We start from the raw sequence: 18765 nt of genomic DNA, 5'->3' as shown, positions 1-18765 counted from the left end.
CTCCCCCATATTGCTGCACCAAGGCCCCCATTTGGGCGAAGTAGCGACCCAAGGTGTAGACAACATCGTAGGGAAAGTTCTCCTCGTCGAAGTTGGCCGTCCCCCGCAGGGAAGCGCTGAGAATGGCGGCGGTGACTTGGCTGCCGACCGAATGGGCCTGCAATTGATGTTGAGCTACTTCCACATCTGCTTTATCGATCACCAGCCGCTGCAGGGTGACATCTCCAGTGATGCGGGTTTGACAGGCCAGGCGAATATGCACGGGAAGATCCAGCCGTTGGGCCAACCTCTTCTCGGCAGGGGTCATGCTGCGGCAGTTTTGGCTGCCTTCCAAAATCAGGATGCGACAGGTGGAGCAGGCGGCATTGCCCCCACAGGCATGGACATGGCGCACCCCCGCCTTGAGCAGATTTTCCAGAACCGTGAGCAGGGGATTGGCTTCCAAGGTGAGGTTGTCGGGGTAACAGGTGATCCGCATGGTTAAGAGGGAGTGAGGGGTGGCAAAAAGATTCAGCACTACCTAAATTCAGTACGGCATTGCCCTCCCCTTGGATGCTGTTTTCAAAAGTTTTGGGTATTGGGTAACCTCACCCCGCAGCCTGCCCCGGCGCCGATGATAGAGTACAGAGGAGTCTTCTGCGCGAGCCCTTTATGCCTCAGTCCAAACCCCAAGAATCCCCAGCCCGCAAGCTCCTCAACATTTTGCTGCTGGTGGTGGGCACGGTAACTTTCTTGGGCTTCTCCTTTGGCCCGCTATTCCAGGCCCTCGGGCCTTCCGAATCTCCAGAGGCCAGCCTGGTAACCGAGCAACTGCGGGCCCAGGCAGACGGCTATCGCGTCGTGCTGGAGCGGGAGCCGGATAACCCCATTGCCCTGCGGGGGTTGATCGACACCCAACTGCAATTGAACGAGCCGCAAGGGGCCATTGAGCCGCTGAAGAAGCTGGTACAACTGGAGCCCGAAAATCGGCAACTGAGAGCCTTTTTGGCCGAAATCCAGCAGGATACGGGGGATTTTGAAGGGGCATTAGAACAGCTCCAGATCCTTTACGAGGGGGATCCCAAAGATGGCCAGGTGCTGCAGCAGTTGGTGGATGTGCAGCTAACCCTGGGCCGCACCTCTGAGGCCATTGCCCTACTGGAGAAGCATCTTGAAGAAGTGCCGGAAGATAATGATGTACGTTTGCGCTTGGCCTTTGTCTACGCCCGCAACAACCAGACTGAGAAAGCTGTAGTCCTCTACGACAAGTTGATTGCGGCGGATCCCAGTGATTTCACCCCCGTGTTGGGCAAAGCCATAGCCCTCAGCTCCGCCACCGATGAAAACCTACGGGCAAAAGCGCCTGAGCTGTTTGAGCAAGCAGCCCGGCTGGCCCCGCCCCAAGTTCGGGAGCAAATCCAGCAGCAAGCAGAGATTTATGCTCAGGTGAACCGGCCCCAGACGGTCGAGAGGCAAAACGATAACCCCACTCCCTGAGCGGGTTTTCAACCGTTAGGCTAATCCAGGTGTTGAGAAGCTGATCCCTGACGGTTCTCAGTTGACCCGATAGGGAGAGCTACGGAAAAGACTCAAGTGCCTTTTCTACAGAGGGGTAGATCTCGTAAATGGCATCCAAGCCGGTGATGGAGAAGAGCAGCTTGACTTGCTCCTGCAGGCTGCAGAACTTGAGTTGATAGCCTAAAGTGCGGCAATGGCGATGCGCCCAAACCAGAACCGACAACCCCATGCTGTCGATCAGGCTAACCTGACTAAGATCCAACAAGAAATGCCCCGGTTTCTCGGTGAGAATTTGGCTTAGCTCTTTCCGTACCTCGCGGGCAATCGCGGCGTTGAGCCTTTCACTGTGCAATTTCACAACCGTAACAGGGGATCCCTTGTGGCTGAGCTGGATGAAGACATCCATGAAAAGCCCGTCAGGTTTGAGGGGGGATGGGCACAGGCACGATGCAACCAGACTGATTTTGAATTGCTAAATCACCATGAGTATGAGTTTGTCCTCCCTGGGCTTCTCTTGCAAGCATTCTTGGACACTTTTCCCTTACAGGTTAGAACTGGCATGAACGGGATCCCTGCCTGGGCTGGAGATGCTGCCGCCCTGAGCCTATTGGTTATGCAAGTGCCGATGCTGGCGGTGCTGCTGGCGCGGCTGCTGCCCTCTTTGCGGCGCCCTTCCCCTCTGCCTCCCGGTCAGCCTGGGATCCCTTTGCAGCCGGGCTTGGTCAGCGTGTTGCTGCCTACTCTCAACGAAGCGGAACGCATCGATCCCTGCCTGGAAGGATTGCACCAACAGAGCTCCGTCCTGCGGGAGGTGCTGGTGGTGGACAGCCGCTCTCAAGATGGCACCCCCGAAAAAGTGCTGCAGATGGCCAAGCGGGATCCCCGCTTTCGCCTGCTGACCGACGATCCCCTCCCCGGCGGATGGGTGGGCCGCCCCTGGGCCTTGCACTATGGGTTTCTCCAGTCGGATCCGGCCTCTGAGTGGATCCTGGGCATTGATGCCGATACCCGTCCCCAGCCAGGCTTGGTGGAGCGCCTGCTGGAAACCGCCCAGGCCCAAAGGCTCGACCTGATCACCCTGGCACCGCAGTTTATCTTGCAGCACTGGGGGGAAGGCTGGCTGCAGCCGGCTCTTTTGGTGACCCTGATCTACCGCTACGGGGCCGCCGGAGACACCGCCACCCTGCCGGAACGGACGATGGCCAATGGGCAATGTATGCTGGTGCGCCGGTCGGTGCTGGAAGCGATGAATGGCTACACAGTGGCGCGGGCTTCATTTTGTGACGATGTGACCCTGGTGCGGCAGATTGCGGCAGCCGGCTTTAAAGTAGCTTTTTACGACGGTCGGCACCTGCTCAAGGTGCGCATGTACACTTCTTTTGGCGAAACTTGGCGAGAGTGGGGCCGATCCCTCGATTTGAAAGATGCCACCCCTGTGGCCCAGTTGTGGGGGGATATAGCTCTCCTCGTCCTCACCCAAGGGATCCCTGGGCTGGCGGCGGTGGGTTTACTGGGCATGATCGGCTTAGGGCTTTCCCTCTCCCTGACGGAGCAATTGCTGTTGGGGCTGAACTTGGGGTTGCTTGCCCTACGGTTGGGTGTGCTCGTGGGGATTCGCGGCTCCTATCAGGATCCCCCTTGGACGTTCTGGATGTCGCCTCTGGCGGATCCCTTGGCCGTTCTGCGGATAATCCTATCTGCCCTCAGCCGGCCCCGCTCTTGGCGCGGGCGCACCTACTAGGAGAGCCCTCAATCGGCTATTGCCTCGGGATCCACGCCCAACTCCCGCAATTTCGCGGCTAGGCGCTGCTGTTCCAGACGGGCCTGTTCGAGGGCTGCTTCTGCCGCTTCGGCCCGCTGCCGCTCTTGCTCTACCTGTTCGATTCCCCATAGGAGCAAATTCCCATCGGCAGTCCACCACCGCAACCAGTTGGCTTTGGTCTCGGCTTTTTGTCCCCGCCACACCCCCAAAAACAAGCCAATCTCCGGGATCCAGTAGCGACGGTTTTCATCCGCCGATACAGGGGTATAGCGGCCATTCTCCAGGCGGTAGACATCCAGCTCACCGGTTTTGGGATGAAAGATTACATAGACAGGCACCTGCAAAATGCGCTCGTAGAAATACCATTTTCCATAGGGATAGTGGGGATTGATGGAGTACTCGCCGCCCTCGGTTTCGGAGATGAATTCCATCACAATCGCCGGGGGATTCCCTTCTAAGTGTGGGGTATAGCTGCGGCGGATCTCTCCTTCGGGAATCGGCTGTACTGCGGGCACATAAACCCAGTCGGGGGCTTTCACCACCACCTTGTCCCCGACAGTGCTGCAAAGGCCAAAGTTGGAGGCGATCAAAGCCTGGGCAGGGATCATCTGAGCGAGTTCCAATGCCTCACGCAGAGCAGCAGCCAAAAGGGGCTGTAAGGTGCTTTCCGCAGGCTCATCCGGCAAGGGAAAGTCTTCCGGCAGTTTTTCCCATCGAATGGGAGGTAGGGGCGGGGTGAGCCGAACAGGAGAGAGGGTCATGGCTTAGGATACTCATGGTGATAAGGTACATGAATGCCTTTTGAATAACTCAAAGCACTTGCTGATATCAACCCCAGGCAATTCCACAAGGCTGTTGCAGGCTAGGACGGATTCAGTCATCTCGACTGCCAATCCATACGGTTGAGATATGCTTGGGGGCAATGAGCAAGTTTTTCGGCGTCTTCCTTGGATTCAGCAAGAGAGCGTATGCCAGAGCCTGAACCCTCTTCTGCCCACATTCTGGTGATCGAAGATGAAGCTAAGCTGGCTCGTTTTGTGGAAACGGAGCTGACCTGTGAGGGATATCGAGTCAGCGTAGCCAGCGATGGCATGGCCGGGTTGAGGGCAGCCTGCGACCAAAACCCCGACTTGGTGCTGTTGGACTGGATGTTGCCCGGCATCTCAGGTTTGGAAATTTGTCGGCGACTGCGCTCAACGGGCAACCGCGTGCCGGTGGTGTTGATGACCGCCAGAGATGAGGTGTCGGATCGAGCAGCGGGGTTGGATGCCGGGGCGGATGATTACGTGGTCAAACCCTTCAGCATTCAGGAGCTGCTGTCTCGGATACGGATCTATTTGCGGCAGCCAAAGCGATCCCGCGACGGCCAGTTGGTGTTCATGGATCTGATTCTGGATCCCGTAACGCGGGAGGTAACCCGGGGAGAGCGACAGGTGGAGCTGACGGCCAAAGAATACGACCTGTTGCGCTACTTGATGGAACACCCCCGTCAGGTGCTCACCCGCCAACAGATCTTAGAGCATGTGTGGGGCTGCGACTTCACGGGCGACTCCAATATCATCGAGGTCTATATTCGCTACTTGCGCCTCAAGATCGAAGGCCCAGGGGAGAAGCGCCTTATCCAGACGGTGCGCGGGGTAGGCTACGTGTTGCGCGATTGACATGCCCCCCGCCCCAAAGAGCAAGGATTCTGGTTCCTGGTTCTGCGACAGCACTTAGCTGTATCAGGTTTCCCCTCCACGACGGCGGTGCCTATCTCCCCAGTCGTTCCCCCAAGCGCTCCGCGCCGCTAGCGTGAAAGACTTGGCCAAGTGGTGATTTCTCACCAAGTTCTGCACCTGCAAGTCCTCATAAACCACAATGTCGTGAGACATTCCCACACACTGGGCTAGCTCAATAACCCGGTCTCTACGCTGGCGCCAGACTTTGATTTGGTTGAAGTGTACCTCGCCAAGCCGCTTCCTCTACTTGTGGTAGTTGCTGTATTGAGGTTTTACCCCCTTCCTATTCACGCCAGCGGGCCGTGGGCCTAACTTTCTGCTCAGTCTTCTTTGCTGTTGCTTCAATCTCCTTTCGGCACGACGCAAAAACTGGAGACACGGCACAGCTTGCCCACTGCTGTCGCCCACATCCAGCCCCACCACCTGGCCGGTGTACTCTGTCATCCAAGGCTTGGTACTGCGCTGGAGTGGCGTTGAGGAGTTTGGCTTCTCTGACCAGCGTGGGTGTATCTTATCGCAGGTCTAACAGGGCAAAAGCCGTCCTGGAAGGGCGGGGCTTCAGGCCTAGCTTCTTGGTAAAGTTTGGAACTGCCCGCATTCGGGATTGCCTTAAACTTCTCTTAAATCCTGTTTCACAGGTAACTGCTAGCATGAGGCCAACTTCACTCCCACCCCCGGAAAGGAAGGCCTTTATGAACTGGCTGATGCTGCTTGGTCTGCTTTGTCTTCCTGCCTCTCTGTTTTCGTTTGTTGAGTATTTGCGCTCCCAAAGGTTGGTTCAACAGCTCTCTGCAACTCGGTTGCTCAAGATAGCCGAGCTTCGCCATCTCGGTCAGACCAACCCCCAGGCAAAAGGAGCAAACTTGGCTCAAGTTTACGGCAGGGTTGTGTGCGATCGGCCTTTGGTATCGGAACTTTCGCGACAGCCTTGCGTCTACTACAAGTCTGAGATCTCTTGGGAGTATGACGAGATCGAATGCTATCGAAGGTATTTGAATAGCCAAGGCGATGTAGCGTATAGCGAACGGATCAGCGAAGGCGAATATCAGAACGCTCTACGCTTGGGATCCCGAGCAAAATCCTATCCGGGGGAGATGGTCGGGAAAAAGCCCGGCTTGGGCTACTCTGACTCCGGTTCTTTTCAGAAAAGGGTTGATCCCGACTACTCTAATTCTTTTCCACAAAAGCCCAACCCTGGCTACCCCGGTTCCGGTTCTTTCCAGAAAAAGCCTGGTTACCCCGACTACCCCCAGCAGCTTGGCTCTCCAGGCTATCCTCAAAAATCGCCGTTTTCCGAAGTAAGCTCTCCCCAAAAACACTACGCCAACGTGTATTACGATCCGAGCACAGGTCGGGAATATCTCCTTGAAAGAGAGACGAGAACGAGAGACGAAACCCTTCACTCGGTGGTTCGCCAGATCCCTTTTTTCATCGAAGACGAAACTGGAAGGGTGAGGGTGGATCCCACAGGTGCGGAGATAGAGGCTATGTCGGTTGTGGATGAGCATATTTTTCCAGGAAAAGGGCCCAGCCGGTTCAACTTCAATCTCAAGCGCTACCTTTCCGGAGTGAGAACAGAAAATCGCTCCACCCGAGCTTTTATCTATAAGGAATGGGTGATTCCGGTGGATGCGATGGCGTTTACCATGGGGCAGGTTCGTTTTGAGGCAGGGGATCCCGTGATCCGAAAACCCCTTTCTGGGGAAAGGTTTATGATTGCCCCCAAATCCCCTGAAGCCCTCTTGGAAGAGCAGCGCTCCAATGCCAGCAGCTACCTGGTGGGATCCGTCGTCCTGCTGGGTATCGGCATTTTCACCGTGCTCCACCTGCTGCAATCCCTGCAGCCTTATCGCTAGTTCCTGCCCAGGCAGAGGGAAGCCTACTGCCACTCACAACGACAAACCCAGCTTGAGCCCAAGCAGGGCATGGGCAAACAGTACACATAGAATGAGGCTACCCACATAGGCATGGGTGGTGCGCAAAGCAGCGCGGTTGCCCCCAAAGCCGCTGAGGGACAAAGCTCCATTCACCGCCAACAACAGCAACACCAGGGATCCCGTCCAAAAATGGGGGCTGCTCAACAGGGGCTTCCCTTGCATCACCAGAGAAAGAAGGCCGCCAGTGTAGCCCAAGGCAATGAAGGTGGCCATCCAGGGGGCCAATTTGCGGTGGTCAAGCAGAGGCTTCTGGGCCGCTTCCGGCAGGGATCCCTCTGGCGCTGTGGAGGCGGCTGCCAGACGCAAGGCCCGTCCTCGCCACCCAGTCAGGCCGACAAAGCTGCCCATCACCACCACCACGATCCCCATCATCAAGGGGTGACCCCATTGCACAATGGGTTGGGGCAAGTTAAGGCCGGCAAAAAACTGGGCTACGGGCTGCAAGGTGGCGGCTAACCCATCCGAAGCTGCCGACAGATCCGGCAAGGCCAAGCTCAACAGGTTCATGGCGCTCCCTCTACCTCCGCAATAAATCTACAGCTGCTTAACAAATCTACAACACCCCAATTCTAGAATGGGAGGACATCAGTGATCTCCCTCAATTCGTTGAAGGGAGGACGTCAGCTGACCCATGCCAGCGGGAAGCTTCTGGTGGGCACCTGGCAGCGGTAGAATGTCTGACGATGAAGCTGTGGTTGTGGGCGGCTCTCCCGCCACTGAGTGCTGAGCAAAACGGAGTTGTTGAGATGGCCAAGTTGTTGTTGGGGGATCAAGCCTTTGAGGTCGAGCTGCTGACGGATGTGCCCACCAATTGGCCGGGAATTAAAGTCATGTCTAAGGGGGCCAAGCTGGACATTCCAGCGGGAACTGTGGTGAAGGTGGAGGCCGAGGATGACCACATAGCCGGCTCCTATAAGGTGGTCTATCGTTTGGCGCCTGCCTATCCCCGCAGCTGGCGGCTACTCCTGGAGCGGGAGAGCGTCGCCACGGCGCCTCAGGTGGCATCGGCCCCAGAACCAGAGGTCGCTCAGGCCAGCAGCTCAGAAGGAGGGCTGCCGAATAGCGATAAAATCTTCGCCATCAAGGTATCCGGCCTCGTGGGAGGAGGTGTGCGCAGAAGTGTTGTCGAGTACAAAGTGCCCTTCAGCCGCCTTTCCCAAGAAGTGAAACGGATCACCCAAATGGGAGGCAAGATCGTCAGCATTGCCGAGTCCAATCTGCTAAGCACCCTTGAGTAGCGGGCGGCTTCCTGGGAGGTTCTGGGTTCTTTCAGGCCACCCGTCCAGGCCGTTCTGGTTCAAACAATTTCAACGAGGGATCCCTGTAGAAAGCATGCGGCGATTTCTCCCCTATCCCCAACTTGAGGATGGGGTGGTAGGCTGGCGTTGGTTTTGCCGTTGCCTGGAAGGCTGCCTTTTCCTGCTGTCCTGGGGGTGGGCTTTGGGTAGGAAAAGGCGTTCCGGCGAGGGCTGAGCTTTTGCAATTGGGAGTGGGGAGTGAGGCCATGACATCTCGACGACAGCCGACGCGCTTGGGAGGGTCGATGCCCCAAGGCCATGCAGGCTCTGGGTCAACAAAGGGATCCCAGCCGTACCCCTCGCCCACTCCACGACAAAGCTTTTCCTCTTCCTCTCGACGTCCGCTGGCCAAGTCTCGACCGAGGTTACTCCCCTTCTTAAGCTTGCTGGTGATCCTGCTGGGATTTGGGGCTGGGGCCCTGGTGGCCTGGGCAACTGCTCATCCCGACTGGGTCAGCCGCCTGCCGGGGCTCTCGCCACCTCTAGCGGAGATCCCTGCCCCCCGCGCCCACGCTAAAGCGGCTCAACAGCGCTTGCCCATCTCCTTAGAGACCCAACTGGAGCGGGATCCCTTTGCTTTGGATCCCTTGGCCAGCCTTTCTTATGTGCCCGCCATCATGTATCACGATGTGGTGACTGGCCGCAAGCAGGTCTGGTTCGACACTACGGCGGCGGAGCTGCGGCAACACTTTGAGGCCATTAAGCAGGCGGGGTTGACCCCCATCCACATCGACCAACTGTACAAACACCTGCGGGACGGGGATCCCTTGCCCGAAAAAGCCATTTTGCTCACTTTTGACGACGCCTACCTGGGCCTGTACGAGAACGCCTACCCCCTTTTGAAGGAGTACAACTACCCCGCCACCTACTTTGTGCAAACCGGCTTTGTCGGCGTGCCCACCAGCAAGGATCACTTCACCTGGGATCAGATGCGGGAGATGGATGCCAGCGGGCTGATTGACTTTGCCGCCCATACCGTCAACCATCCTCCTGATCTGCGGGTGCTAGACGATGCCCGTCTGCGGCGGGAAGTGTTCGACTGCAAGACCAAGCTGGAGCAGGAGCTGGGCCACCCCATCCACTACTTTGCCTATCCCGAAGGCAACCGGGACGAGCGGGTGAAGCAATACCTGGCCGATGCCGGTTACCGGATGTCTTTTACGATGGATCCCGGTTTTACAGGACAATCGCCCAACTTGCTGGAGGTGCGACGCTTTAACCAGTTTCGCATCACCGAGGCCATCATTGGCGCCCGCACCTTCACCCTCAACCGCAGCCCCGACTACCGGCTGGATGTGACCCAACCGTTGGCCTTGACCGACGAAGTGATCGACCAGGTGCGTGTTCTCACCCTTCGCGGCGGGCGGGCGGCTACAGTGCACGCAGAACGGCGCTACGAAGTCAGGACGTTGGTCCAGCGCTACCAGGCCGATGCTGGCATTAACGGCAGCTTCTTCTCCATCCCTTGGATCAACTCTGCCAGCAATGTCATGGTGGGGCCGGTGATGGCTGCCAACCACAAGACCTTCATCCCCGGTCGCCCCGAAGACGACAAGGTGGTGCGCGGTCGCCCCTTGGTGCTGCTGGGCAGGGATCGCCTCCGCTTTGTGCCCTTTGATCCCGACACCATGACCCACTTGGAGAACATCCGCCAGTTGATGCCGGATGTCACGGATCTGTTTGTGGCCGGTCTATGGCTGGTTAAGGATGGCCATGCCCTCTCTCCGGCGGAGATCAACTCGTTCCGCCTTGCCAGCGCTGCTGAGTTTCGCCCCAGAGCTTTCTTTGGGGTAGATGACCAGGAGCGGGTGGTGATCGGAGTTACCAAAACCCACGTCAACGCCGCCATCCTGGCCCGTATTTTGCCCAAAACCGGGATCCGGGAAGCCGTGCTGCTGGACTCTGGCTTTAGCACCTCCCTGGTCTACAAAGGGGAGATCCTCGCCACCGGCCATGCCGGTCCCAACCAGCCCAGCCGTCCTGTGCCCCATGCCATCTTGCTCTACGACCTGACTCGCCTTTGGCGGGAGGATCCCCATCCCGAGGCCAAGGCTGGCTCTGAGGGAGATCAGCTGGAAGGGCTAGTGCAACTTTTGCCCGGCAGCGAGCAAGAGGCGGCCAAAGCCCAACTCAAGAGCATTCTGGCCGGCCAACGCACTTTGAGGCGGGGGGATCGGGGGGCGGCGGTGGTGGCGGTGCAACTGGGGTTGAGCCACCTGGCCACTCAGCAGGGACGGCTGGATCTACTCCCTTCGGGCCCTGATGGGGTGTATGGTCAAGAGCTGGCCCAGGCAATGGCGGAATTGGTGCTGGCTGCACCTGAGCGCAGTGAGATGGGATCCCCCCTTCCAGCCACCCCTACCCCCCTGGTGGCCGGAACGGCGACAGCCCGCCAAGGGGTGGACATCATCGATGCTCAACTGCTGCGGCGTCTGCTGGAGCGCGTTAACTTGGCCTCTCCCTCGGTACTGGTGGATACGCGCTTAGAACGGCCTGCCCTGTCCCTGGAGCGCAAGCCGGAGCGTAAGCTGCTGCCCAGCGCTTCTGTCCAACCCCACACCGGTGCTCCCAGCCCGACCTCCGGGTTAAGTCGGTAATCTGCGATACAGCCATTCCGCAACAGAGGGTCTATCCTGGCCGAAGAAGTCCGGCTTGCCTCTAGCACTGGGGGCTAAGTTTGCTGTTTACCCTGCCGGTGGTGCTTAGGAGAGGTGTGCTGAGGGAGGTCATGACATCTGCTGCTGAAGGGGGGGCCGAGAACCCTGGGGCGACCTGGGTAATGGAGAAGCGGATTCTCGGCAACCCGGCTGATCCCCTGCGGTCGGCTGCCCAGCTCGAGCCGGGCATGTGGGTACGGCTGTTGTATCCTCCTTCTGTTAAGGGGAGGCTGGGGATCGTCCTCACCCGTGAAAACCGCGACCGCTGGCTGGTGACTCTGGCCGGTGAGGGAGAAGAGGTGGTCCTGTCCCTGGCGGCACGGGAACTGGTACCCCTTGGCTGAGGTTGTCAAGGATATCTTGGCGAGGGCTGGTTCTGTTATCCTGCTCTCAATGCGGTTTTTCAGGTCGCTGCTCTATGGTTGCTGCTCTGGCCTTCAACCCTTCCTCGGATCCCCCTCGATCGCTTCTGCCCGAGGAGATCACCTGGCTGGGCAGCCTCACCTACAATGAACAGGGCCTGATCCCGGCCATCGTGCAGGACTACCTGGACGGAACAGTGCTGATGATGGCCTGGATGAACCGGGAATCGCTGCAAAAAACCCTGGAAACAGGCCGCACCTGGTTTTGGAGCCGCTCGCGGCAGGCGTTGTGGCCCAAGGGGGAAACTTCTGGCCATGTGCAGTGGGTCAAACAAATCCGCTACGACTGCGACGGCGACGCCCTGGTCATCCTGGTGGAGCAGGTGGGGGATGCAGCGTGCCACACAGGAGCGCGGAGCTGTTTCTTTCGCCCTTTGCAAGGGGATCCCCTTCCAGCAGCCGATACCCTGTCGCAGGTGTTTGCCGTGGTCAAGGCCCGCCAGGCGGATCCCCGTCCCGATTCCTACACCAGCAGCTTGCTAGCCAAGGGGGAAAATGCCATTTTGAAGAAACTTGGCGAGGAGACGGCTGAGGTGGTGATGGCGGCTAAGGATCAAGACCGCGTGGCTTTGGCCCGTGAGATGGCCGACCTCTGGTACCACTGCCTCGTGGCCCTTGCTCACTATCAGGTAGATGTTAGGGATGTCTATCGCCAGCTCCAAGCCCGCCGTTCCGCCAAGTGAAAGGGCCATGTCCCCCGAAGGCGGTGCTCCCGCAGATCCCTCTCCGTCCTCTTGGGATCCCTCCCTGGACAAAGCCCACCTGGATTTACAAGCCGCGCGCTGTGGCCAAGTGGATCTGGAAACCGATCGGGAGACCTTGGCCCGTTACCTGAGAGGCCATGCCCAGTGGATCCAGCGGTGCTTCAGGCCATTGCAGGTGGAAGCTTTGTCTGCCGAGACTTACAGGTTGCAGTTTTTCCGCATGGGCGGGCTGGGGTTTGAGCTGGAGCCCAGTTTTGGGGTCAAGATCTGGCCGGATAAAGATTACCGGTTTTGTCTGACCTCGATTGAGTTGCCCGGCGATGAAGGAATGCCTTACCGGGTCAGCTGCCAAGCCGATTTCCAGCTGGAGGAGCTGCAGGGATCCCTGAAAGACCTGCCCACAACTCGTGTTCACTGGTCTCTTCATCTGGAGATTGGGCTGGCTTTGCCTAAGTTTTTGCAGGTTTTGCCCCGCAAGTTGGTTTATCGGGTGGCCCGTCAAGTGGTGCAGCAGGTAACCCGCGGCCTCAGCGATCGCTTTACCGACAATGTCTGCCGGGATTTCTACCGCTCCATTGGCCGTACAGATTGCCCCTATCGCCTAGTTGTTGTGGAAGAGAAAGCATGATACCCTGCAAGCGGGATCAGTTGCCGGTCGGCTTTTGAGCCTTGCTCTGGCAACCGGTGATGGAGTTCACCGCAACCGCCTCGCACCGATTCAGAATTCTTCTGGGATTGTTCTGACATCCAAGGCTGAGGCTGATGACTCCTACACTTCTGGGGGTATCCAGGGGGTAGGAGTTTTTGGCTTTGCGTCCGCACTCCCCAGAGGCTCTCCCCCCTGAGTTGCCCTTCAACACGGCAAGGAGAGAGGATCTGTTGATGCTGGGCAGTTGGCTGTGGATCCTGGTCATGGGCTTTTTTGTCGGCCAGATCGTGGGTCGGTTGGGGATGCCCCCTCTGTTGGGGATGATCCTCGTAGGGATCCTGCTGGGAGAGGTCTTGTCTCCCGAGGTGCTGGCAGCGGCAGGGGATCTGCGGCTGGTGGCGGTGATGATCATTTTGATGAAGGCGGGCCTGGGGCTGGATCGGGAGAAGCTGGTCCAGCAAGGGTCTGTAGCCCTGCGGCTGGGGTTTTTGCCGGCAGCCTGCGAGGCGGTGGCGGTGGCCCTGTTGAGCACCTGGATCCTGGGGTTGGACTGGCCTACCGGTTTGCTGTTGGGCTGCGTGATTGGGGCGGAGTCGCCAGCCGTGATCGTGCCGGGGATGTTGCGCCTCAAGAGTTTGGGCTGGGGGGTGGCCAAGGGGATCCCGGATGCTATTTTGACCGGCAGCGCCCTTTCCGATGTGCTGCTGTTGTTGGGGTTTAGCCTGTTGCTCAGCTTTTTGGGCCAGGGCTCTGCAGAGAGCGTTCGCCTGCTGGGGCTGGAGCTATCGCCGCTGCAGTGGCTGCCGTTCCAAGTGGGGATGGAGATCCTGCTGGGCATATCCATAGGCTACCTGGGGGCGCGGGTTCTGGTGTCGCTGCTAACCCAACAAAACTGGACTCGCAACAGCGTGCAGGAAGTGCTGCTGGCTGCCTGCATGGCCTTGGGCTTGGTGCTGGCGCCGCAGGTGTGGCCCTATTTTTCCGGCTATCTGGCGGTGATGGCCATGGGGTTTTTTCTGATTGAGCTGGATGCCCCCTTGGCGCGGCGGCTGCGAGGTGGGTTCGATGCCCTCTGGACGGTGGCGGAGATCGTGTTGTTTGTGCTGTTGGGAGCGTCGCTGGATCTGGGGGTGCTGGGATCCGTGTTCTGGCCGGGCTTGCTGCTCTTAACCCTGAGCCTGCTGCTGGGGCGGGGCCTGGGTTGGTGGCTTTCCACCCTGGGGAGCAACTGGACCTGGCGGGAGCGGCTGTTTTTGCTGCCGGGCAACATGGCCAAGGCGACGGTGCAGGCGGCTATTGGTGGGATCCCTTTGGCCCAAGGGATCCCCGGTGGGGAGATCATTTTGGCCTTGGCGGCTTTGTCAATTCTGGTTACCGCTCCCCTGGGCGCTTGGCTGACCCAGGTTTGCGCCCCCCGGCTTTTGGAAAAAGGAGAGGTGGATCCCACCAAAGTGGGCAGCCAAGGCAAGGTGAGCTTTTTGGCAGCCGTGGATACCTCTCCTCTAGCCGAGGTGGTGTTGCGCAAGGCAGCCGATTTGGCGCGGCGGGTGGATGGGGAAGTGATTGTGCTGCATGTTACCGATGAGCTGCAGGGGAAAGGGGTGGAACAGTTGCGCCAGCTTGCCCAGCGTCTTTTGGCGGATATTCGCCACCAGTTCTGCCTGGCTTCCGGGCCCTTGGCGGAGACCATTGTAAACATAGCCCAGGAGCGGCAGGTTACCGACATAGTCATGGGCAAGCGGGGGCACCGCGGCTGGGAGCAGGTTTTGGTGGGATCTACCTCCCAGGCGGTGTTGGAAACCAGCTCCATCCCTGTCATTTTGGTGGAGCTTCCTCGGGATGAGCGGCAGACTAGCCTCTCTAGCTTGTCAAGAGGGGAGGACTCAAAGTAGGGATTACCCCAGGACCAACTTTGGATCCCGGGCAAGACCCTAATCAAGGGAACACTAAACTACGCTGGGCATGAATACGTTTGACTTACGTTGAAAACTCTAGCTCGCTGGGAGTTGCGAGGAAGTCAGTAGCTTCTTTACTTACGAGGTATCCATCTCCTCTCAGAAAGCACGAAACATCTTCTCTCTTTCTTGGTAGGGCAACACATGCCATCGTTAGGCCCGTGAACCAGCATATCCAGGCAAACCTGAGCACTCCCTCGAGAGCCTTTCTCAATTGAAATGTTACTAACTACAACTCTGTCTCCTAGAAATACAGGCTCCAAGGGCACAAGTTTTTGGCCACCTAGTAGTCCTGACAAGCTAATCCAACTAGCGGATCCTCCTGTATTGCTTGCTGCAATGGCAACAACATCCTGAAACCCGTCGTTATTGAGGTCGCTAAATTTTAGGTCTTGGAGCTTTGCCACTAGGAACCCTTCCTGAAAGACACTAGAACCTCGTTGATACTCTCCGTTCTGAAAACGAATCCGCTCTACTCCATCCAGAGTGGCTATGAGATATTCGGCATTTAAGATTGCCCGTTTATCTATTGTCGTACTTGCCCCTGCAACGGCCATTGAGATTAGGCAGCTACCCAAAAGGTTGAAAATTAACTTCAAAGCCATCCTTTTGTTGGCCATTTCTTGGCTCCTTCGGGCAGGAGTTCTTGGAGGAAAACATCACCCGCTCCTATTAAACCTAGACAGGGCAAGGAGTGCAAGACCTTGATGGACTTGCAAGATTTGAGAACCTCCCTCGGCTACTCTGTAGCTAGAGCTGCTAGATAGGGAGCCCTCTTGGGAGCGAGCAGCTCCTGTCCCTTTCTCCAGCTATTTGGCCAGCCTCGACCAAGCGGTTGCTGACTATGTCTCCCTCTGCCTGGCGCTTTATTCTCCTCCTCGGCATTGTGAGCTTGTGCGCTGACGCCACCTATGAAGGGGCACGCAGCATTTCTGGGGCTTTTTTGGGATCCCTAGGGGCCAGCGGCACGGTGGTGGGCCTGGTGGCCGGCGGGGGGGAGCTATTGGCCTATGGCTTGCGCTTGGGAGTGGGGTATTGGAGCGACCGGCTGGGCAGGGATCCCGCGCACCGCAGTCGGGGTCACTGGCGGCTCACCACCTTGGGCTATGTCATCAACACGGCGGTGATCCCGGCTTTGGCCTGGGCGGGCAGTTGGCCTTGGGCTGCTTTGCTGTTGCTGGCCGAGCGGACGGGCAAAGGGATCCGCACCCCGCCGCGGGACGTGTTGCTCTCCCATGCAGCCTTGCAGGTGGGTCGGGGCTTGGGGTTTGGCCTGCACGAGACCCTAGATCAGATTGGGGCGGTGGGGGGGCCGCTGTTGGTGGCGGCAGTTCTGAAAGTCGGCTATGGCTTCCGGGGTGGGTTTTTGGCCTTGGGGATCCCGGCAGCGGTGGGGCTGGCGGCTTTGGGGCTAGCGCAATGGCTGTATCCCAGTCCGCGCGACTTTGAGCCGGAGCCGGAGATGACTCCAGCAAAAGGCTTGCCCAAAGTTTTCTGGCTGTATCTTTTGGCAGCAGCCTGTGTGGCTATGGGGTTTGCGGATTTTCCCCTCATTGCCCTGCATCTGCAACAACAGTCAGGGAGCGATGGGGCAGGGATCCCTTTGCTCTATGCCCTGGCCATGGGGGTGGATGCCCTGGCCGCCCTGGGCTGTGGCTGGCTGTTCGACCGCGTGGGGCTGTGGAGCCTGCTGGGAGCGGTGGCGGTATCGGCTGGATTTGCGCCGCTGGCCTTTTCCGGTACCTATGCTCTGACGGTGCTGGGCATGGTGCTCTGGGGCATTGGCTTGGGGGCCCAAGAATCCATCATGAAGGCGGCGGTGGCCGGTATGGTAGCTCCCGAGACGAGGGGCTTTGCCTTTGGCCTGTTTACCAGTGTCTATGGATTGGCTTGGTTTGTGGGCAGCGCCCTGATGGGGGTGCTTTACGATTTCTCCCTGACTGGCTTAGTGCTCTTTTCGGTAGTCACTCAAGGGCTGGGGGCGGCTATCCTGCTGGCTCTAGTGTCCAGGAGGCAGGCCGAGGTGGGCTGATGAAAAGCCCCTGCACCAGATTACGGTGCAGCTCTTCGGGGGTTTCGTTCGTGCTGGTGGTGAGGAGCACCATCCCCTCAGGTTTTGGGCCACCTCCAGGAGCTTTTGTCAGAACCCGATTTTCAGAACTGATCCTTCATACCGCGCAGGCGAGCGAAGACCCGCACCGGATCCTGGAGCCCGGTGGCTGCCTGCAAAGCCGGCTGATCCCAACGCAAGAAGGGATTGGTGCGGCGTTCCTCGCCCATAGTGCTGGGTACTGTTGGGGATCCCGATTGGCGCAGGGCGGCCACCTTTTGGTAACGGGCCTGCAGGTCGGGATTTCCCCCATCCACCGTCAGGGCAAACCTGAGGTTGTTGAGGGTGTATTCGTGGGCACACCACACCCGCGTCGGTTCAGGCAACTGGCGCAGTTGATCCAGGGATCCCAGCATCTGCTCCGGCGTGCCTTCAAACAGCCGCCCGCATCCCCCGGCAAACAGGGTATCGCCACAGAAGAGATCCCCACTCTCGGAAAAGTAGTAGGCAATATGGCCGCGGGTATGGCCGGGCACAAACAGCACCTTTGCTAGCCGACCCGCAAACTCCACTGTTTCCCCTGCCTTGAGCTCCACCGTCTGGCCAGGGATCCGCCCCCGATCCACCTGGCTGCCATAGACTCTGGCACGGGGATAGCGCTCCAAAAGCTGTCGGTTGCCCCCCACGTGGTCGTGGTGGTGGTGGGTGTTGAAAATGGCCACCAACTCCGCCCCCAGCTCGGCCAGCTTTTCCAACACGGGCTCAGCCACTGCCGGATCCACCACGGCTGCTGTTGCAGTGTCGGGATTGTGGAGCAGGTAGATGTAGTTATCGCGCAGGGCAGGCAACTGGAGAACGCGCATGGCTCGGCTAACTCTCAAAAATGGCCTGTTCTACGTCTTGCCGGCTGAGGGAATAGGGAAAAGATAAAGTTTTCGTGTTGCCGTCTGGGTAGGTGTATCGCACCCAAATGCTGGTTTCTTCCAGGCGCAAAATGGCTTTCCAGCCAGGCCGTTCGCAAAACCACTGCTCCACATCCTGCGGATCGCGGGTGCAGCCCTGATCCTCCAGCCAGCGTTCGATGGTGTGGAGCGGGTGATTGTACAGGGGCGTGGTTGCAGGAGGCAAAGGCATGGCGAGATTCAAGAAAAGCAATCAAACCCTAGAGTCAACGGGCTATGTTCATTCAAGCACTCCTGATCCAGAATCCGAAAACTCGATCCCAATGTCCTACCGAAGAGGGCAGGAAATGCTCGCAGAATCAGCTTGCCCCACTCTCTCGCAGCCAAGCGAGGACACCTGCCAACACCAAACACACGACTAGGGTGGATCCCATCAGCAGCAGGGCACACAGCTCGCCAGCCGAAAGTGGGCGGGTTTCCATACGCAGCTCTAGAGAATCGGCACCAAGGGATCCCGGCATGCCCAGAGATCCCGTGTTGGCGGTCACCGCCCGTAAGCTGGCATCGTAGATGGCCCGTTTCGCCGGGTTGCTAAGGACAAGGTAGGCCTCCTGCAACTCTTGGAAGCAGCGAATGGCCACTTCCGGAGCCAGGGGAGAAGTATCGGGATGGTAGCGCTTGCTCAATTGCCGGTAGGCCCGCCGGATGGCCTCAGGAGATGCCGCTGGAGACAGACCCAGCCGTTGGTAGTAGGTGAGGGAAGTCAAGGAGCGCATGCAACCTATGGAGGAGCAAGACTACAGGGGCAGCAAAACCGCTTTCAGGGGAGCACAGCTCTAGTCCAGTGTAATCACTCGCGCAGACACCGGGATCCCTGCAGCAAGCCTCTATTCTTCCTCATCCTCTTCAGACTTAGCTTTGGGATAGTAGAAACCGGTGTTGCGACCGCTGAGAATGGCGCGCCCAATAGTCATGGCTCGCTGGGCCTGGAGCTTAGCTTTGCCCAGCCAGACGGCGTAGCGCCTGCGACTGCGGGCTTTAGAAGTTTTCTTCTTAGGAACAGGCATGGCTTCGCACAAAAACACAGCCTTACTAGGCTAGCATTGAGGCTGCGCTGCCGATCCCAGCTTTATTCAGGCAAGTAGCCTATCAGTGGTTGACCAAAAGGCGCGGCAAGCCCCGTCCTTCAGGGCAGGGAAGGATAGCGCCGA

At 58.5% G+C, this 18765-nt stretch carries 20 protein-coding genes and 1 riboswitch; of the genes, 11 read left to right on the top strand and 9 right to left on the bottom strand.

Annotated features, from left to right (window positions below; genetic code table 11):
* On the bottom strand, positions 1 to 517 hold a 517-nt coding region (locus tag NW829_RS06525; RefSeq protein WP_414416702.1), incomplete at its 3' end, for a 2Fe-2S iron-sulfur cluster-binding protein.
* Positions 518 to 651: 134 nt separating this feature from the next.
* Here NW829_RS06525 and NW829_RS06520 point away from each other — a divergent pair.
* The gene (locus NW829_RS06520; RefSeq protein WP_414416701.1) at positions 652 to 1476 is read left to right on the top strand and encodes a tetratricopeptide repeat protein; all 825 of its coding nucleotides are present in this window, start codon (positions 652 to 654) and stop codon (positions 1474 to 1476) included.
* 79 nt (positions 1477 to 1555) lie between these two features.
* Here the strand turns inward: NW829_RS06520 and NW829_RS06515 are convergent, their stop codons facing one another.
* Positions 1556 to 1903: an STAS domain-containing protein gene (locus tag NW829_RS06515; protein ID WP_414351151.1), complete on the bottom strand. Its 348-nt coding sequence runs from the start codon at positions 1901 to 1903 to the stop codon at positions 1556 to 1558.
* 153 nt (positions 1904 to 2056) lie between these two features.
* On the opposite strand from NW829_RS06515, the gene NW829_RS06510 reads away from it, so the two are divergent.
* Positions 2057 to 3238: a glycosyltransferase family 2 protein gene (locus NW829_RS06510; RefSeq protein WP_414416700.1), complete on the top strand. Its 1182-nt coding sequence runs from the start codon at positions 2057 to 2059 to the stop codon at positions 3236 to 3238.
* An 8-nt stretch (positions 3239 to 3246) separates the two neighbouring features.
* Here the strand turns inward: NW829_RS06510 and NW829_RS06505 are convergent, their stop codons facing one another.
* The gene (locus NW829_RS06505) at positions 3247 to 4020 is read right to left on the bottom strand and encodes a Uma2 family endonuclease (protein WP_414414118.1); all 774 of its coding nucleotides are present in this window, start codon (positions 4018 to 4020) and stop codon (positions 3247 to 3249) included.
* A gap of 207 nt (positions 4021 to 4227) precedes the next feature.
* On the opposite strand from NW829_RS06505, the gene NW829_RS06500 reads away from it, so the two are divergent.
* Entirely contained in the window at positions 4228 to 4920 is a 693-nt protein-coding gene (locus NW829_RS06500; RefSeq protein ID WP_414414117.1) for a response regulator transcription factor, read from the top strand.
* A gap of 63 nt (positions 4921 to 4983) precedes the next feature.
* Here NW829_RS06500 and NW829_RS06495 read toward each other — a convergent pair whose 3' ends face one another.
* Positions 4984 to 5133: a hypothetical protein gene (locus NW829_RS06495; protein ID WP_187147255.1), complete on the bottom strand. Its 150-nt coding sequence runs from the start codon at positions 5131 to 5133 to the stop codon at positions 4984 to 4986.
* A gap of 497 nt (positions 5134 to 5630) precedes the next feature.
* Here NW829_RS06495 and NW829_RS06490 point away from each other — a divergent pair, with 497 nt between their 5' ends.
* Entirely contained in the window at positions 5631 to 6836 is a 1206-nt protein-coding gene (locus tag NW829_RS06490) for an E3 ubiquitin ligase family protein (RefSeq protein WP_414416699.1), read from the top strand.
* A gap of 33 nt (positions 6837 to 6869) precedes the next feature.
* Here NW829_RS06490 and NW829_RS06485 read toward each other — a convergent pair whose 3' ends face one another.
* The gene (locus NW829_RS06485; protein WP_011431843.1) at positions 6870 to 7424 is read right to left on the bottom strand and encodes a DUF4079 domain-containing protein; all 555 of its coding nucleotides are present in this window, start codon (positions 7422 to 7424) and stop codon (positions 6870 to 6872) included.
* Between the two features lie 239 nt (positions 7425 to 7663).
* On the opposite strand from NW829_RS06485, the gene NW829_RS06480 reads away from it, so the two are divergent.
* The 7 genes from NW829_RS06480 to NW829_RS06450 all read left to right on the top strand — a co-directional run bounded on the left by NW829_RS06480 (position 7664) and on the right by NW829_RS06450 (position 16634).
* Positions 7664 to 8155 (top strand): phycobilisome linker polypeptide, encoded by a 492-nt coding sequence (locus tag NW829_RS06480; protein WP_071818135.1) that lies wholly within the window; start codon positions 7664 to 7666, stop codon positions 8153 to 8155.
* A gap of 266 nt (positions 8156 to 8421) precedes the next feature.
* Positions 8422 to 10812 carry a polysaccharide deacetylase family protein gene (locus tag NW829_RS06475; protein ID WP_414412537.1) on the top strand — a complete coding sequence of 797 codons (2391 nt, stop codon included), beginning with the start codon at positions 8422 to 8424 and terminating at the stop codon, positions 10810 to 10812.
* Between the two features lie 131 nt (positions 10813 to 10943).
* Positions 10944 to 11216 carry a hypothetical protein gene (locus NW829_RS06470; protein WP_414331484.1) on the top strand — a complete coding sequence of 91 codons (273 nt, stop codon included), beginning with the start codon at positions 10944 to 10946 and terminating at the stop codon, positions 11214 to 11216.
* 74 nt (positions 11217 to 11290) lie between these two features.
* Positions 11291 to 11977 carry a bifunctional phosphoribosyl-AMP cyclohydrolase/phosphoribosyl-ATP diphosphatase HisIE gene (gene hisIE, locus NW829_RS06465; protein ID WP_414331487.1) on the top strand — a complete coding sequence of 229 codons (687 nt, stop codon included), beginning with the start codon at positions 11291 to 11293 and terminating at the stop codon, positions 11975 to 11977.
* Positions 11978 to 11984: 7 nt separating this feature from the next.
* Positions 11985 to 12626, top strand: coding sequence for a DUF1997 domain-containing protein (locus tag NW829_RS06460; protein ID WP_414416698.1), 642 nt, complete (start codon positions 11985 to 11987; stop codon positions 12624 to 12626).
* A 46-nt stretch (positions 12627 to 12672) separates the two neighbouring features.
* Positions 12673 to 12777: riboswitch (Fluoride riboswitch) on the top strand.
* 25 nt (positions 12778 to 12802) lie between these two features.
* Positions 12803 to 14539, top strand: a complete 1737-nt coding sequence (locus NW829_RS06455; protein WP_414416697.1) for a cation:proton antiporter — start codon at positions 12803 to 12805, stop codon at positions 14537 to 14539.
* A gap of 907 nt (positions 14540 to 15446) precedes the next feature.
* Positions 15447 to 16634 (top strand): MFS transporter, encoded by a 1188-nt coding sequence (locus tag NW829_RS06450; protein WP_414416696.1) that lies wholly within the window; start codon positions 15447 to 15449, stop codon positions 16632 to 16634.
* A gap of 122 nt (positions 16635 to 16756) precedes the next feature.
* On the opposite strand, the gene gloB is transcribed toward NW829_RS06450, so the two are convergent.
* The 4 genes from gloB to NW829_RS06430 all read right to left on the bottom strand — a co-directional run bounded on the left by gloB (position 16757) and on the right by NW829_RS06430 (position 18621).
* Positions 16757 to 17515 (bottom strand): hydroxyacylglutathione hydrolase, encoded by a 759-nt coding sequence (gene gloB / locus NW829_RS06445; RefSeq protein WP_414416695.1) that lies wholly within the window; start codon positions 17513 to 17515, stop codon positions 16757 to 16759.
* Between the two features lie 7 nt (positions 17516 to 17522).
* Positions 17523 to 17786 carry a DUF3143 domain-containing protein gene (locus tag NW829_RS06440; RefSeq protein WP_011431822.1) on the bottom strand — a complete coding sequence of 88 codons (264 nt, stop codon included), beginning with the start codon at positions 17784 to 17786 and terminating at the stop codon, positions 17523 to 17525.
* A gap of 127 nt (positions 17787 to 17913) precedes the next feature.
* Positions 17914 to 18330, bottom strand: coding sequence for a J domain-containing protein (locus tag NW829_RS06435; protein WP_414416694.1), 417 nt, complete (start codon positions 18328 to 18330; stop codon positions 17914 to 17916).
* A gap of 111 nt (positions 18331 to 18441) precedes the next feature.
* Positions 18442 to 18621: a 50S ribosomal protein L32 gene (locus NW829_RS06430; RefSeq protein ID WP_011431820.1), complete on the bottom strand. Its 180-nt coding sequence runs from the start codon at positions 18619 to 18621 to the stop codon at positions 18442 to 18444.
* Positions 18622 to 18765 lie beyond the last annotated feature (144 nt).

It is taken from the genome of Synechococcus sp. R55.8, assembly GCF_047461895.1.
Classification (GTDB): domain Bacteria; phylum Cyanobacteriota; class Cyanobacteriia; order Thermostichales; family Thermostichaceae; genus Thermostichus.
The sequence above is the reverse complement of the archived record's forward strand: the minus strand, read 5'-3'. Positions and strand labels throughout refer to the sequence as shown.

Coding starts and splice junctions, on each gene's coding strand:
- NW829_RS06520 (WP_414416701.1), top strand. CDS start 652: ATGCCTCAGTCCAAACCCCAAGAATCCCCAGCCCGCAAGCTCCTCAAC.
- NW829_RS06515 (WP_414351151.1), bottom strand. CDS start 1,903: ATGGATGTCTTCATCCAGCTCAGCCACAAGGGATCCCCTGTTACGGTT.
- NW829_RS06510 (WP_414416700.1), top strand. CDS start 2,057: ATGAACGGGATCCCTGCCTGGGCTGGAGATGCTGCCGCCCTGAGCCTA.
- NW829_RS06505 (WP_414414118.1), bottom strand. CDS start 4,020: ATGACCCTCTCTCCTGTTCGGCTCACCCCGCCCCTACCTCCCATTCGA.
- NW829_RS06500 (WP_414414117.1), top strand. CDS start 4,228: ATGCCAGAGCCTGAACCCTCTTCTGCCCACATTCTGGTGATCGAAGAT.
- NW829_RS06495 (WP_187147255.1), bottom strand. CDS start 5,133: ATGTCTCACGACATTGTGGTTTATGAGGACTTGCAGGTGCAGAACTTG.
- NW829_RS06490 (WP_414416699.1), top strand. CDS start 5,631: ATGAGGCCAACTTCACTCCCACCCCCGGAAAGGAAGGCCTTTATGAAC.
- NW829_RS06485 (WP_011431843.1), bottom strand. CDS start 7,424: ATGAACCTGTTGAGCTTGGCCTTGCCGGATCTGTCGGCAGCTTCGGAT.
- NW829_RS06480 (WP_071818135.1), top strand. CDS start 7,664: ATGGCCAAGTTGTTGTTGGGGGATCAAGCCTTTGAGGTCGAGCTGCTG.
- NW829_RS06475 (WP_414412537.1), top strand. CDS start 8,422: ATGACATCTCGACGACAGCCGACGCGCTTGGGAGGGTCGATGCCCCAA.
- NW829_RS06470 (WP_414331484.1), top strand. CDS start 10,944: ATGACATCTGCTGCTGAAGGGGGGGCCGAGAACCCTGGGGCGACCTGG.
- hisIE (WP_414331487.1), top strand. CDS start 11,291: ATGGTTGCTGCTCTGGCCTTCAACCCTTCCTCGGATCCCCCTCGATCG.
- NW829_RS06460 (WP_414416698.1), top strand. CDS start 11,985: ATGTCCCCCGAAGGCGGTGCTCCCGCAGATCCCTCTCCGTCCTCTTGG.
- NW829_RS06450 (WP_414416696.1), top strand. CDS start 15,447: ATGTCTCCCTCTGCCTGGCGCTTTATTCTCCTCCTCGGCATTGTGAGC.
- gloB (WP_414416695.1), bottom strand. CDS start 17,515: ATGCGCGTTCTCCAGTTGCCTGCCCTGCGCGATAACTACATCTACCTG.
- NW829_RS06440 (WP_011431822.1), bottom strand. CDS start 17,786: ATGCCTTTGCCTCCTGCAACCACGCCCCTGTACAATCACCCGCTCCAC.
- NW829_RS06435 (WP_414416694.1), bottom strand. CDS start 18,330: ATGCGCTCCTTGACTTCCCTCACCTACTACCAACGGCTGGGTCTGTCT.
- NW829_RS06430 (WP_011431820.1), bottom strand. CDS start 18,621: ATGCCTGTTCCTAAGAAGAAAACTTCTAAAGCCCGCAGTCGCAGGCGC.